Here is a 13,579-nt window from a genome sequence, read left to right on the forward strand (position 1 = left end):
GCTATAATAAAAGTGAAACGGCGACAGCTGCAACTGTCGCCAAGATACCGTTCGTATATCATGGATTTTAGGCCTTCGCTACGTGTGGAGGTCTATTTTTTATTGTTCATTTTTATGATGAGCGCAAGGAGCGTAATGATGAACGTTCCGAACGCTAACATGATCATCAGAGATTCATATGTGCTCATCGATGGCCTCACACCCTTTCTATCACAGTCTTTATCTTCAAATAGAGAACGGTATCTATCTACAAGGATACCATATTTTGCGAAAAATAAGAACGTGTGTTCGTAAAATAGACAGAAGGAACTAAAAACTCCGGCTCACCTTAAGATGAGCCGGAGTCTTTTATATGATTGACCTTGGAATAGTAGGGGGAACCAAGGTGAATCCGCGGTGGACTTTATTGTGCTGTCTTTGTCTCTGAAGGTGTTTTTGTTTTTTGTTCAGACTCAGAATTCAAACCGTCGAGTCGGTGGAGCAATCCGACACCGAAATCGTTACCTGTGCTTGGATTGATGTTCTCGTTGAAGATTCCACGGCTTGTTTCGTAGGCCTGGGATCCGTGTTCGGAGAAGTCGAGTCCGGATATTTCCTCTTGTCTGGAAACGCGGATGCCAACAGTGCTTTTAACGATGAAGACAACGGCTGCGGTTGTTAGCATTGTCCAGGCAATGACAGATAGGACACCGATGGCCTGAATGCCTAGAAGGCTTGCGCCACCACCGTAGAAGAGACCACCTTCCACAGCGAAAAGACCGACAGCGATCGTACCCCAAATGCCGCAAATTCCGTGAACAGCGATGGCACCGACGGGATCATCAATGCGAACGACTCGATCAAGAAACTGGACGGCTTCTACTAAAATAATACCAGCGATTAAACCGATGGCAAGAGCCCCGGCTAAAGAAACGTTTGCTGTTCCTGCTGTAATCCCTACTAAGCCTGCGAGAGCACCATTCAACGTAAGAGAAGCGTCAATGCGTTTGAACTTAGCGTAAGAATAAAAGGCAGAGCTGATAATTCCTGCTGATGCAGACAACAGAGTGGTTGCGATAACAGAAGGAACAAGAGACGGATCGGCAGCTAGTGTACTTCCGCCGTTAAATCCGAACCACCCGAACCATAGGATGAAGACACCAAGAGCGCCTAAAGGAATGTTATGACCTGGAATGACGTTTACCTTCTTACCACTGTATTTACCAAGACGTGGTCCCAGAAACATGACAGTGACGATGGCGCCGAGCGCGCCTGTTAAGTGGACGACTGTCGAACCGGCAAAATCAACAAATCCTAGCTCGGAAAGCCAACCTCCACCCCAGACCCAGTGTCCAACGACAGGGTAAATGAAGCCGGTCATAACCACAGTAAGGAGAAGGTAGGATCCTAGTTTCATACGTTCAGCGACGGCGCCGGAAATGATCGTGGCACACGTAGCTGCGAATACCGCTTGGAAAACGAAGAACCCGATTTGATCTTCTTGGCCGCTTAAGAGGAAACCGTCAATTCCGATGATCCCACCGCCGGAGGTACCAAACATGATACCGTAACCAACGACAAAATAAAGGACTGCAGCGATGGACATCGTCATGAAGTTCTTCATCAGGATGTTCAGTGCATTCTTTGAACGGGTGAATCCGGCTTCGACCATGGCGAAGCCTGCGTGCATGAAGAATACTAAGAAAGCGGCAATCATGACCCATACCATGTCGACGGATTGCAGAACGGACTCTGCAGAGATTGCTGTTTCGGCGCTTGCGACAACTGGGAATCCTAGAAGAGCAAATAGAAGCAGAGGGGCGATTTTTTTCATAAATGAATTCTTCCTTTCGAATAAAGTATTAGATTAGTGCTTGTTTGCCAGTTTCTCCTGTTCGGATGCGGAACACTTCATCAATCGTAGAAACGAATATTTTTCCGTCGCCGACTTCATCTGTAGCACAGGTATTGATGATGACATCAATCACTGAACCTAGTTCACTGTTCTCAACGACCATTTCTACCTTTACTTTTGGATAGAGCTTAATTTCAAAACGACTGCCTCTGAAGATTCCTTCCTGGCCTTTTTGCTGACCGCATCCGGCAACTTCTGATACCGTTAGTCCTTTCACGCCTAGTTCATCCAGGCTCTGCCTCAAATCCTGGAATGCTTCGGGACGGATGATTGCCTCCACCTTTTTCATGACTATAGTCCTCCTTTTTACATTGTGTAAGGTTTCTTAACACAATGAGTAAGTAATTAAATCTAACTATAAAATAAATATTCTGAAAAATCAATACACTTTTTGATAGTATGTTAGAAAAGTTGACATAAAAGCGTTTTCTTGTTTAAAAAAGAAGACCAGGTCATCCATATTCTGGATGACCTGGTCAGGTAATAGGTAATAATTGGTATAAAACTGTATTAGAGGTCGTCGAAGCCGTTGGTTTCGGACACTTTGGTGTACTGACGTGATTTTTGTTCGAAAAAGTCGGACTTTCCTTCATCGACTTCCTGGTAAGCACGGATCCATTTCAATGGATTTTCTGTATAAGAAGGGAACGGCTTTTCTGCTCCAAGAAGCCTGCAGCGTTTGTTGGCAATGTAACGGATATAGTCTTCCAGGTCCTGAATCGGAATGCCTGGGAATTGGTTCCCGATTAGGTTACGTGCCCATTTGATTTCTAAATCAGCCGCTTGTTTGAACGTATCGGTCACGAACGTCCGGTAGTAATCGTGATCCAACGCGGGGTTTTCATGTAATGTTTCGTTAAATATATGCCCGAACAAACTGACGTGGATTTGTTCATCACGGTTGATGTAGTTGATCATCGTACTTGTGGAGACCATCTTTTGATTTCTCGCAAGATTATAGAAAAAGGCGAAACCGGCATAAAAGAAGAGTCCCTCGAGCACGACATCATAAACAATCGACTTCAGAAAACTGTCCACGGAAGGATCATCGGCGAATGCCTGATATCCATCAGTAATAAAGGTGTTGCGTTCTTTGAGCACTTCATCATGCTTCCAGTAATCAAAAATCTTTTCCTGTTCTCCTTGATCGACAAGCGTGGACAGAACGTAAGAGTAAGATTGATTATGCACGACTTCCTGAAAGGCGAGCACTTGCATTAAGGCAGATAGACTCGAGTCTGTTAAATAGTCCGCGATTTTTCCTGAATAATCGGTTTGTATAGAATCCAAAAAAGCGAGCAGACCGATGATTTTCTTGAATGCGGTCTGTTCTTGCTCTGAAAGATCCGGCCACTGCTTCAAGTCGTTGCTCATATTGATTTCATTAGGAATCCAGAAATTTGCAAGCATGGTCTTGTACATCGGGTACGCCCACGAATAGCGGGTATTATCCCAATTTAAGATGTTCGAACTTCTTCCGTTGATGACACCTGTCGAGGCATTTGGTGCTTCATAATCGACGAGCTTTCTTTTTTGTATCGATGCCGTCATTTAGGCTTCCTCCTTTTTATGATGAGCAGACTTCACAATCATCAAATTCTTCCTGACTGGATGTTGATCGCGTATAGTAGGTCGTTTTCAATCCGTGTTTCCATGCAGACAAGTGTAAATTCAACAACTCTTTCGCCTGGATGTTGTTCCGTACATAGAGATTAAACGAGATGGATTGATCGATATATTTTTGTCTGATGCTGTTCTGCCTGATGGATGCGTGTTGGTCTACATCGTAGGCGGATGGATAATACCCATAGGTTTCATGGGTTAAATCAGGTGCGGTAACAGGAATCTTGTAATCTTTTTTCTCTTCGGAATAAAACTTTTTGAAAATCGGATCAATACTGGCCGTACTTCCTGCAATGAGGGAGGTACTTGAATTCGGTGCTACAGCCATCAAATATCCATTTCTCATTCCATTCTTGGAAACCTTGTCTTGCAAGGCTTTCCAGTTCCATGTGCCCTCTTGGTCAAACGTTCGTTTAATGAAAAAATCTCCTGTTTGCCAGTCTGATCCTTCGAATAGAGGATAGCTTCCTTTTTCGGCAGCCAAATCAGCACTAGCCTCAATAGCGTGATAGGCGACGGCTTCATACACTTCCTCCGTATAGTCGAGCGCTTCCTGGGATTCCCAGTCGATCTTCTTCTTGGCAAGAAGGTGGGCCCATCCGAAGGTGCCGAGCCCAACGCCACGGTAAGACTGGTTCGTGAGCTGTGCTTGTAACACGGGAATGGTATTTCTGTCGATGACGTTATCGAGCATACGAACTTGAATCGAAATCAAGCGCTTCAGAACACCGTTCGTGACGGCACGACCGAGATTGATGCTCGACAGGTTACAGACAACAAAATCTCCTGGTGTCTTCACAGATATGATTTTACCGTCTTCCACGTATTGTTCATCCTGGATGGTCGGTTTTTGATTCTGGGTGATCTCTGTACAAAGATTGCTGCAATAAACCATACCCGCGTGACTGTTCGGATTCATGCGGTTGACTTCATCCCTGTAAAACATATACGGCGTTCCTGTTTCAAGCTGACCGATCATGATGCGCTTCATAATTTCGATCGCTGGGACTTTCTCTTTAGAAAGGTCTGGATGGGCGACACAGGCGGCATATTTCTCCCGGAAGGATCCAGACCCTCTTTTTTCATCAAAATGATCTTCCAGCGAGTAGCCCATGATGCTGCGGACTTCATGAGGGTCGAACAAGTACCAGTCTTCACGGTTTTCCACTGCCTCCATAAAGAGGTCAGGGATGGATACCCCAGTGAAAAGGTCATGAGTCCGCTGGCGTTCGTCCCCGTTGTTCAATCGGCTGTCGAGGAAAGGGAAGATATCTTTGTGCCATACATCTAAATATACAGCGACAGCTCCCTGGCGCTGCCCCAGTTGGTCCACGCTGACAGCGGTGTTGTTGAGTTGTTTCATCCATGGGAGGATCCCTGACGAGACGCCTTTGAATCCACGGATGTCACTGCCGCGGCTCCTGATTTTACCTAAGTAAACTCCGATGCCCCCACCGTGCTTACTCAGGTTGGCGATGTCGGTATTGCTGTCATAGATGGACTGTAAGGAATCATCGATGGTGTCGATGAAACAGGAACTCAGCTGTCCATACCGTTTTCCTGCATTTGCGAGGGTAGGAGTAGCTACAGTCATATACAAATGACTGAGCGCCCAATACGCTTCTTTGACGAGAGGAAGGCGCTTCGATGCTTTTTCTTCCGCCATCAACACCATGGCGATGATCATGAAACGTTCTTGCGGGAGTTCGTAAACCTCTTTCGCTTTGCTTTTCGCAAGATATCGGTCGCTTAATGTCTTCAAACCAATATAAGTGAAGAGATGATCGCGATCAGGTGCGATAGAATCCTCTAATTCTTCTATTTCCTTTTTTGTGTAATATGTTAGAAGATTCCTGCTGTAAATGTTCTTTTCAATCAATGTTTGGATCAGCCCGTAAAAGTCTTCATAAGGTCCAGGTGTGGATCGATTGTGAGCAGATTTTTCGTACATGTCTTCCAGGTGGATGCGGCTTGCTACATACGTCCAATCTGGATTCGATTCATCGATTTCCGCCAGACACTCTAAAATGAATGCATCTTTGTCATTCTTGAGGGTGGGGGACTTATCAATGAGTCGTTGCACATTTAAATGGGAAAAATCTGCTTGCCATTGTTGAATTCTCTCTTGCCAGGACGTGTTTCTTGTTAAGGTTTCCATTATTTTTCACTCCTTGAAAATGAAGGTGTACGATCATGAATAGTCAGGGTTCGGAAAAATAAAAAAATCCGCTCAACGAAAATTGAGCGGATGAAACCATGAAACGAAGAGAAGACACGAGAGCCTTCGTTCCATCGCTTCATCTTCTCAATCCCCGAAGAAGTTGAAACTGCGACGAACGAAGACAGGTCTCCTGGCTGACACTCGATCTTACTCTGGTCCTTCCCGTGCAAAGCACAGTGGAATGTCCATTTCGCGAGTGATGACAGTTGCGGGGGCAGCTCCGGATTTTAACCGGATTCCCTATTAAGCCTTGTGGCATCTTCTGTTCGTAGATACTATATATAGTGTTTATTTAAGTTTATATTAGCTTATATTGTGTTTCTATCATAACGCTGAAGAAGGAATCATGCAACTCTTTTTTATCGAACTTCGACAAGAATAGAGCTATCATCTCTGTTGTGTTCCGCTATAATGGAGGATAGGAAATATATTTGAAAGGGATGATGGTGTGGCTCAAACATTTAATTGGCATAAGGAAGCGGAAAAGCAATGGAATGATCGTGCGGAAATGTGGAACTCAAAAAGTCGTGAGATGTGGGACGACGGGAGCCGGTGTACGATTGTCCCTTTTTTGACAAAGCGTGTAACTAAAGGGAAAATCGCTGATCTTGGGTGTGGAGATGGTTATGGATCGTATCTGCTTTACAAAGCAGGCTATAATGTTACAGGACTCGATTTGTCAGAAGACATGGTCACGCGAGCGAATGAACGAGTGAATGATGAGCGGATCTCATTTGTTCAAGGAGATTTGACAGACCTGCCGTTTAAAGATGAATCGTTTGACGCGGCGATGGCGATCAATTCATTAGAATGGACAGAAGTCCCGTACAAGGGCCTGGAAGAAATGAAGCGGATTTTGAAGCCGGGCGGCCGATTATGTGTCGGCCTACTCGGACCTACAGCGATGCCGCGTATCAATAGTTATCGCAGGGTATATGGGGAAGAGGTCATTTGTAACACGATGATGCCATGGGAACTTCAAAAAATGGCAGAAGAAACCGGCTGGACCTATGTAGAAGGTCAAGGAGTGTATAAACGTGGGGTGGAAGACCATCACATCGCGCAGCTGGATGAAGAATTAAAACAAGCCTTAACCTTCATGTGGATCTTCATCTTTGAAAAACAATAAACAACAAAAGCACCCGATAAGCGGGTGCTTTTTGTTTGGGAATAAATGTATGACCTGGTACACCAGATAAATACATAGATGTAAATAAATGTATGAACAGGTCATTCCTTTATTCTCCTTCCTCGGTCCAGAGGAATTCTTTGAGTAATTGGTCGACTTCTTCGAGTTCGTGGAGGCCGGAATGTGTGGCTAGCGGGTTGTAGAGGCGTTTTTCCTCATACTGTCCAAAGGGGACGATTTTTTCCAATCCACTCACACTCGAGGCATGGACAAGACCGTCCCAATGCTCGGCTTCAGGGTCATCGGCATTGATGACACCAGCTATAGCAAACACTTCCACATCATTCGGGAACTGATCCTTATTCTGCACCATCTGCTTTAAAGCTTCAGACTTCGGCCGCAGGTCAGTTGTTGCCGCTCCGTAATTGGATGCGAAGTAGCCTTCTTTTTCAATGCCTTTAAAGGGGCTAGCAATGACGGACAATTTCTCTACTCGAGGAACAGAATATTGGTGGTCGCTCAGCAAGTAATTGACCGATGCGATCCCTCCCATCGAGTGGCCGACGAGGTTCACTTGTTGAATGTTGTAATCGGCTTTTAAACGCCGCATGATTTCAGAAAGCCAATGGGTCTGGTTATAGATACTTGCACGATTGTTTTCGAAAAGCACTTGGATGAATGGATTGTGTGTTTCAGCAAAACCACCTCGGATGGTGACATGCCCACGGCTGGAGACATAAACCGTCATATGTTTCTGTCCCCATTGTAAGTTCTGCATCCGGTCCATCATCGTTTCGAAGCTTCGCGGGCCACCTTTAAAGCCATGCACGAACAATGTGGGTACAAGATCTTCGCGGTCCACGGGTTCAGAGCTTCCGGGTCTTGAGTTGATCATAAAAAAGAGCAGGCCGATCAGAAGGGAGCCCATCAAAATCGGCGCCCATTTTTTCCATAGCATAACGTTTTCCTCCTGAAAAACAGATCTATGAATAGTGTAACGGCTAACGCGTGTCGCTTCCTGGTATATTTATGAAAAAAGAATGACAATGTGTCGAAGATATCATTAGCATACCCGGATCTGTCAATGGACATCGAAGGGTTTATCTCCCATTTTTCGGGGAAAACTGAAATTGTAAAAAGATTGGATTACGGAAAGGAGCTTTCCATTGAATCAAGAAGAATTGAAAAAGAAAATCCACGAAGTCATGGAGCAACATAAAGTTGGTACGCTTGCCACAGTGAAAAATAATAAACCCCATTCGCGTTATATGACGTTTTGGAATGATGATGAGTTCACTTTCTATACCCCAACAAACAGAGAGACTCATAAAGCGGATGAAATTGAAGCGAACCCACATGTCCATATCCTTCTCGGATACGAAGGGGAAGGCTATGGGGATTCGTATTTAGAAGTCGAGGGACAGGCGAAGATTCGTGAAGATCAGGAGATCAAAGATAAGTTATGGAACGATCACATGGACCGCTGGTTTGATGGCAAAGATGACCCTGAGTATGTGGTACTTGAAATCATGCCGGAAAATATACGCTATATGAATCAGGGTCAGGAAACACCTGAACGTCTTGATATGTAAAAAGCAAAAAGTGGTCAGCTGCTAGGGCTGACCACTCTTTTTATTGGAGGGAACAAGGTTCGTCTTCATATTCGATTTCCAGAGTGATGTGCTCGAGTGAAATCGGATGTAAGATTTCTTTGACCTCCTCTTTCACTTTACATATCTCTTCCTTTGTCGCTTCTGCACGCACAACGATGTGAGTGGAAAAGGCATGATTTTCTCCATCCATTGACCACAGGTGGGTGTGATGAGTGGATTGAACATCAGGCAAATTGTTAATTTTTCGTGAAAGCCCCTCAAGGTCAACCCCAGATGGGACACCTTCAAGGAAAAGACGCATCGTCTGGATGAGATTTTTCACCACATTATATAAGATGAATAATGTGATTCCAATGGAAGCGATTGGATCCAAAATCGGCACATCAAAAAACAGCATAACAATACTGACTCCAAGGACGGCTATCCAACCAAGGACATCCTCAAGCAGATGCCATGTCATGATCTTCTGGTTCATGGAGTCCCCGCCTTTAAGCCGGAAAACGGCTGCGCCGTTAACGAGAATTCCTAAGATGGAAAGAGCGATCATTCCTCCTGCATTCGGCTGCTCGGGGTTTAAGAGTCTGGGTACGGCCTCTGTCAAAATGAAAATGGACCCGACAATCAGGACCACGCTGTTGATCAAGGCCGCTAAAAGAGAGAAACGCCGATACCCGAAAGAAAAATGATCCGATTGTTCTTTTCGGGAAAACTTCTGTAAAAACCAGGCGAGACCGAGAGAAAGAGAGTCCCCGAGGTCGTGTAAAGCATCGGAAAGAATCGCCATACTATTTGTTAGTAAACCACCGATAAATTCAATAATGGTAAAAAAGAAATTCAGGAAAAAAGCGGTTTTGATTTTACCGGTAGTTGAATCGATATGATGGTGGTGATGATGATGTCCCATAGTGCTCACCCTTTTTCAATACATGATTATATGCTCATATATATAACGTATGAAAGATGAAGAGTATTGTCAATCCTTTTAGGTTTTACCTGCATAAGGAAGACTATGACCCTCCATTAGATCATTCATCGCTCATGATAAAGTTCAGGGACACTAGCCCTGAACTTTATTTAATGGATTGATTTTAATCGATAGGATAGAACCTACGATGGATCGAGTAATAATCGAGCTTGTTGCCTGTAACCGTTGATAACCTCTCCAGTGCCTCCAACAGGAAGGTTTTGTCCAACTCGTAGATGACTTTTGTTTCGATATGGTCGATGGTGTTGCAGGCGAATTCCCATAGCATCTGGTGCTTAGAGCTGTCGATCGATTCGGCAACCATCGCAATGGAGTCGACGAGCTCCGTGATAATCAGATGATTGTCACGAGCATAGTGCCGGATATAGCCAAAGCCGCGGTAGATGTAGGACTCAAAGGATTCAGAAAGCAGAACCACTCGGACCTGCTTTTCGTTATCCATCAGGTAAGGAGTGAATGTAATGTAATCCTCTACGGTAAGCATCAACTCGGCCATCTGGTGGATGGTGTTGGTAGCGGTTTTCGGATCGTCATTTCCAAGAGATTTAATCGCGATTTCGGCTAGTTTGTGCATACCCATTTGAATATCTTGCAGTTCTGTTTCTTTGTAATCAATAATGACCATCTTGCAATATTTTTCTTCATCAATGTTTTCAGCACCAGGTCCCCAGTAGCTGATCATATTGTTGCTTTTCAAAATATAATCGCCCACTTGGGCATGAAATTGAATGATGATGTCATCTTTTCTTGCTTCTTCAATCATTTTCTTATAATCGACGAGTTGGATATATCCAGACTTAATAGCCCCAATAGGTTCGGCCTTCGAGCGCTCTGCTTCCATCAAGTCTCCTGGTTCTTTCGTTCGATACTGTTCAAGGTCTTTCCTCAGCGTCTGGTTGATGATTTTCTCGGAAGAATGTTTCATTGTATCTGTGATATTGTGCACTTGCATCCAAGTTGTTGCATGGTTGATAAAATAAATGAATGTAACGGAAGATGTGAAAGCAAGGAAAATTGTGACGATCGGCACCGCTACGAAGAATTCGTGCCTTGTATTTCCGATAAATAGGAACACGAGCAGAACATAAACAAAATTACCATTGAATATCCCAAGTGCGTGCTGTGTCCTGCGGTCTGCGACGAAGTTGAGAAGCATCCTTGGTGAGAACTGACCACTGAATGTTGTCAAGACGACGAGCAAGGAGTTCAATGTGAATGCGCTCAGAGTCAGAATACCACCAATGAGTGTACTGACAAGCATCCGGGTAATATCTGCGTTGATTCTGAACACTTCAAACGTATACTGTTCGATTTGAAAAACGATATCCAACAACAGGGTGACCACAACAAAAAATATGGACAATAATATATAGTAAAAAGGCATGTACCATAAGGTCATCTGCATTTCATGCTTACGCTGCCGTTTAGACATTTTCGCATACTTTTGTATCGATACAGGTAACAACTTTAAAAACATAGGGGGCCTCCTTTCTGACTAAGAATTATAATCGTAGTTTCCCCTTTGTCAGAATCAATAAAACGAGAATAGGATATTTTTCTACAAAAACTTTCTGATTTAAAAAGAATTAGCCATTCCGCTGTTACGATCCAATCATCAGAAAGATGGACATGAAGGGTGTCATTTCGTTCACTTTCATAGACTGAATTTTTGTCAGCTCAAGAACGGTGAGGTATATTGAGAATAATTATGGAAAAGGGGGATCCATCATGAACTGGGTACATAAAACGTTCGCTGAACTTTCAAAGCAGGAATTATATGAGATTTTGCAAAAAAGGGTCGAGGTTTTTGTCGTTGAACAGGAATGTCCTTATCCTGAAGTCGATGGAAGAGACGAAGGTTGTTTACATATATGGATGGAAAAAGAACAGGAGATGGTAGCTTACTGCCGCATTGTCCCACCAGAAGAAGATGAGCAGTACCATAGTATAGGCCGTGTGCTCGTTAAAGAAGGGCATCGAGGGTGTGGCTATGCCCGTCAAGTGATGGACCGTGCAATCCATGTGTTGAAGGAAGATTATAAGGTCCACCACATTTGGCTCCACGGCCAGGAGCACTTGCGCCATTTCTACGGTTCTTTTGGATTCAAAGAGGTTTCAGATGTCTACCTTGAAGATGGGATCCCGCACGTGGATATGCTGATGGAAGTCTAAATCGTTTCGATTCCTCTATAACCGGGAATGATAACTTTGTGAAAAGTTTCCGAATGGAGGTTTTGAAATGAGTCCGCAAACATTTACTAAACAATACATCAATGGTCAGTGGAAGAGCGGTTCCAGTGAGAAATATGTAGATAATGTCAACCCTTATACACAGCAAACGATTGCTTCGATCCCTTCTGCAAATGAAGATGATCTTAACGAAGCCTACGAGGCAGCTGTAAATGCTCAGGAGTCATGGATGACGACTCTTCCTGCTAAAAAGCAGACGTATTTTGATCAACTATTGAAAGTGGTCCGTGAGAGGAAAGATGAAATTATCGATTGGCTCGTGAAAGAAGCGGGCAGCACGCTTGTCAAAGCAGAGGTAGAATATCAGGCAGCTGTCGGCATCATTCGGGAATCGGCCAGTTTTCCGACGCGGATGAGCGGCCAGATTTTACCGTCCAACACACCAGGCAAGGAAAACCGGGTGTACCGTTCTCCGAAAGGTGTCATCGGCGTCATCGGCCCTTGGAATTTCCCTTTTCATCTAGCGATGAGGTCAATTGCTCCAGCTTTAGCGACCGGGAATACCGTCGTCGTTAAGCCGGCGTCTGATGCACCTGTTACATCAGGGTTGTTAATTGCCGATCTGTTCGAAGAAGCAGGTTTCCCAGAGGGTGTGATCAATGTGGTCGTCGGTCGAGGATCAGAAATCGGAGATGCTTTTGTGAAACACCCGGCAGCGAAGCTGATTTCATTTACAGGCTCGACGGAAGTCGGCAGCCATATTGGTGAACTCGCAGGGAAATATATTAAGGAGACAGCCCTGGAGCTAGGCGGGAACAATGCCATGATCGTCCTTGAGGATGCGGATATTGATCAAGCAGTGGAAGCGGCGGCTTTCGGAAAGTTCCTGCACCAAGGGCAGATTTGCATGTCGTTGAACAGAATCATCGTCGAAGAGAGTGTTCATGATTCGTTCATCGAAAAATTCAAAGAGAAGGTTGAGAGCCTGAAAGCTGGCGATCCTTCGGAGAAAGATACTGTCATTGGCCCACTCATTAACAAGGATGCCATAGAGCGGATTCAGGAAGATGTAAAAGAAAGTGTTGGCCGAGGCGCTGAAATTCTCACAGGTGGGGAGACAGATGGCAGTGTCATGCAGCCGACCGTTTTGACGGGTGTAACGAGCGATATGCCGATTGCAAAGAATGAAGTCTTCGGCCCTGTGGCTTCTGTGATCCAAGTTTCATCTGAACAAGAAGCGATCAAAGCGGCGAACAGCTCTCCATACGGATTGAGCGGTTCTGTATTCACTCGTGATGTCCATCGAGGGGTGGAAGTAGCCAAACGTGTGGAGACGGGGATGATTCATGTGAATGATCAGTCCGTAAATGATGAAGCACACGTCGCTTTTGGTGGTGAAAAAGAATCCGGTCTCGGACGTTTCGGAGGCGAATGGGCTTTGGATAAGTTCACAACCGTAAAATGGATCGGCGTGATGAACGGTTATCGCGAGTTTCCTTTTTAAATCGAATAGGAAAAAGCAGAAGCTCAGGAAATGGAGCTTCTGCTTTTTTTAAGTTCATTTATCAAATATTCCTGTACTTCCCATTTCGGTCCGGATTGTATATATCCATTCAATTTTTCAGCATACTTCACAGCTTCTTCTTCTTGAGGGAAAACCTTGTCTCTACGATCAATGGGGTCTTTTAAAACTTCTAATAAACGATCATCTTTTCTAATAAGCGTATACATGTGAATCCCTCCTGTACAGTCCGCGTAGGATATTTGTATAAGATAATTAAAATACATTTTGAACAAGTATTCAATCTTTATTTTTAAAAAAATTATCCAACGATCAGACTTGTTTCGACAGAAGCAGGAGATTAGTATACGCTTGCGCTTTATGATTGAATTATGGAAGCACTTGTTATAGTGAAAGAATAAA

The 13,579-nt window shown here is 44.3% G+C and carries 13 protein-coding genes and 1 riboswitch; of the genes, 4 read left to right on the plus strand and 9 right to left on the minus strand.

All coding sequences use genetic code 11. The features are described from left to right. Window positions 1-92: 92 nt before the first annotated feature. The 5 genes from ACJA3J_RS01850 to ACJA3J_RS01870 all read right to left on the minus strand — a co-directional run bounded on the left by ACJA3J_RS01850 (window position 93) and on the right by ACJA3J_RS01870 (window position 5,675). Entirely contained in the window at window positions 93-188 is a 96-nt protein-coding gene (locus ACJA3J_RS01850; RefSeq protein ID WP_075037849.1) for a putative holin-like toxin, read from the minus strand. Between the two features lie 215 nt (window positions 189-403). Continuing rightward, window positions 404-1,813, minus strand: a complete 1,410-nt coding sequence (locus ACJA3J_RS01855) for an ammonium transporter (RefSeq protein ID WP_089654736.1) — start codon at window positions 1,811-1,813, stop codon at window positions 404-406. A 28-nt stretch (window positions 1,814-1,841) separates the two neighbouring features. Beyond that, window positions 1,842-2,183: a P-II family nitrogen regulator gene (locus tag ACJA3J_RS01860; RefSeq protein WP_089654735.1), complete on the minus strand. Its 342-nt coding sequence runs from the start codon at window positions 2,181-2,183 to the stop codon at window positions 1,842-1,844. A 221-nt stretch (window positions 2,184-2,404) separates the two neighbouring features. Further along, window positions 2,405-3,445: a ribonucleotide-diphosphate reductase subunit beta gene (locus ACJA3J_RS01865; protein WP_406945375.1), complete on the minus strand. Its 1,041-nt coding sequence runs from the start codon at window positions 3,443-3,445 to the stop codon at window positions 2,405-2,407. 16 nt (window positions 3,446-3,461) lie between these two features. Further along, window positions 3,462-5,675 (minus strand): ribonucleoside-diphosphate reductase subunit alpha, encoded by a 2,214-nt coding sequence (locus ACJA3J_RS01870; protein ID WP_406945376.1) that lies wholly within the window; start codon window positions 5,673-5,675, stop codon window positions 3,462-3,464. Between the two features lie 165 nt (window positions 5,676-5,840). After that, window positions 5,841-6,016: riboswitch (cobalamin riboswitch) on the minus strand. A gap of 230 nt (window positions 6,017-6,246) precedes the next feature. Between ACJA3J_RS01870 and ACJA3J_RS01875 the strand changes: the two genes are divergently transcribed. Continuing rightward, complete coding sequence (locus ACJA3J_RS01875; protein ID WP_406946253.1) at window positions 6,247-6,867, plus strand: class I SAM-dependent methyltransferase; 621 nt, start codon at window positions 6,247-6,249, stop codon at window positions 6,865-6,867. Between the two features lie 109 nt (window positions 6,868-6,976). Here ACJA3J_RS01875 and ACJA3J_RS01880 read toward each other — a convergent pair whose 3' ends face one another. After that, window positions 6,977-7,825, minus strand: coding sequence for an alpha/beta hydrolase (locus tag ACJA3J_RS01880; RefSeq protein WP_406945377.1), 849 nt, complete (start codon window positions 7,823-7,825; stop codon window positions 6,977-6,979). 208 nt (window positions 7,826-8,033) lie between these two features. Here ACJA3J_RS01880 and ACJA3J_RS01885 point away from each other — a divergent pair, with 208 nt between their 5' ends. Continuing rightward, on the plus strand, window positions 8,034-8,459 hold the full coding sequence (locus ACJA3J_RS01885) for a pyridoxamine 5'-phosphate oxidase family protein (protein ID WP_089654732.1): 426 nt from the start codon (window positions 8,034-8,036) through the stop codon (window positions 8,457-8,459). A gap of 40 nt (window positions 8,460-8,499) precedes the next feature. Here the strand turns inward: ACJA3J_RS01885 and ACJA3J_RS01890 are convergent, their stop codons facing one another. Together ACJA3J_RS01890 and ACJA3J_RS01895 are read right to left on the minus strand one after the other, a co-directional pair. Continuing rightward, a complete protein-coding gene (locus tag ACJA3J_RS01890; protein WP_406945378.1) occupies window positions 8,500-9,384 on the minus strand; it encodes a cation diffusion facilitator family transporter in 885 nt (294 codons plus the stop codon). 184 nt (window positions 9,385-9,568) lie between these two features. After that, window positions 9,569-10,942: a DUF2254 domain-containing protein gene (locus tag ACJA3J_RS01895; RefSeq protein WP_406945379.1), complete on the minus strand. Its 1,374-nt coding sequence runs from the start codon at window positions 10,940-10,942 to the stop codon at window positions 9,569-9,571. A 251-nt stretch (window positions 10,943-11,193) separates the two neighbouring features. Here ACJA3J_RS01895 and ACJA3J_RS01900 point away from each other — a divergent pair, with 251 nt between their 5' ends. Both ACJA3J_RS01900 and ACJA3J_RS01905 read left to right on the plus strand, forming a co-directional pair. Beyond that, window positions 11,194-11,637 (plus strand): GNAT family N-acetyltransferase, encoded by a 444-nt coding sequence (locus tag ACJA3J_RS01900; protein WP_089654729.1) that lies wholly within the window; start codon window positions 11,194-11,196, stop codon window positions 11,635-11,637. Between the two features lie 67 nt (window positions 11,638-11,704). After that, complete coding sequence (locus tag ACJA3J_RS01905) at window positions 11,705-13,159, plus strand: aldehyde dehydrogenase family protein (RefSeq protein WP_089654728.1); 1,455 nt, start codon at window positions 11,705-11,707, stop codon at window positions 13,157-13,159. Window positions 13,160-13,182: 23 nt separating this feature from the next. Here the strand turns inward: ACJA3J_RS01905 and ACJA3J_RS01910 are convergent, their stop codons facing one another. Beyond that, a complete protein-coding gene (locus ACJA3J_RS01910) occupies window positions 13,183-13,386 on the minus strand; it encodes a hypothetical protein (protein WP_089654727.1) in 204 nt (67 codons plus the stop codon). Between the last annotated feature and the right edge of the window lie 193 nt (window positions 13,387-13,579).

Origin of the sequence: Halobacillus sp. SY10, from assembly GCF_045401165.1 — a bacterium.
Taxonomy (GTDB): Bacteria; Bacillota; Bacilli; order Bacillales; family Halobacillaceae; genus Halobacillus; species Halobacillus aidingensis.

Bases quoted from the DNA above. Each gene is read 5' to 3' on its own strand.
- ACJA3J_RS01855 (WP_089654736.1), bottom strand. From the start codon at position 1,813: ATGAAAAAAATCGCCCCTCTGCTTCTATTTGCTCTTCTAGGATTCCCA.
- ACJA3J_RS01900 (WP_089654729.1), top strand. From the start codon at position 11,194: ATGAACTGGGTACATAAAACGTTCGCTGAACTTTCAAAGCAGGAATTA.
- ACJA3J_RS01875 (WP_406946253.1), top strand. From the start codon at position 6,247: ATGTGGAACTCAAAAAGTCGTGAGATGTGGGACGACGGGAGCCGGTGT.
- ACJA3J_RS01910 (WP_089654727.1), bottom strand. From the start codon at position 13,386: ATGTATACGCTTATTAGAAAAGATGATCGTTTATTAGAAGTTTTAAAA.
- ACJA3J_RS01895 (WP_406945379.1), bottom strand. From the start codon at position 10,942: ATGTTTTTAAAGTTGTTACCTGTATCGATACAAAAGTATGCGAAAATG.
- ACJA3J_RS01890 (WP_406945378.1), bottom strand. From the start codon at position 9,384: ATGGGACATCATCATCACCACCATCATATCGATTCAACTACCGGTAAA.
- ACJA3J_RS01865 (WP_406945375.1), bottom strand. From the start codon at position 3,445: ATGACGGCATCGATACAAAAAAGAAAGCTCGTCGATTATGAAGCACCA.
- ACJA3J_RS01860 (WP_089654735.1), bottom strand. From the start codon at position 2,183: ATGAAAAAGGTGGAGGCAATCATCCGTCCCGAAGCATTCCAGGATTTG.
- ACJA3J_RS01870 (WP_406945376.1), bottom strand. From the start codon at position 5,675: ATGGAAACCTTAACAAGAAACACGTCCTGGCAAGAGAGAATTCAACAA.
- ACJA3J_RS01880 (WP_406945377.1), bottom strand. From the start codon at position 7,825: ATGCTATGGAAAAAATGGGCGCCGATTTTGATGGGCTCCCTTCTGATC.
- ACJA3J_RS01905 (WP_089654728.1), top strand. From the start codon at position 11,705: ATGAGTCCGCAAACATTTACTAAACAATACATCAATGGTCAGTGGAAG.
- ACJA3J_RS01850 (WP_075037849.1), bottom strand. From the start codon at position 188: ATGAGCACATATGAATCTCTGATGATCATGTTAGCGTTCGGAACGTTC.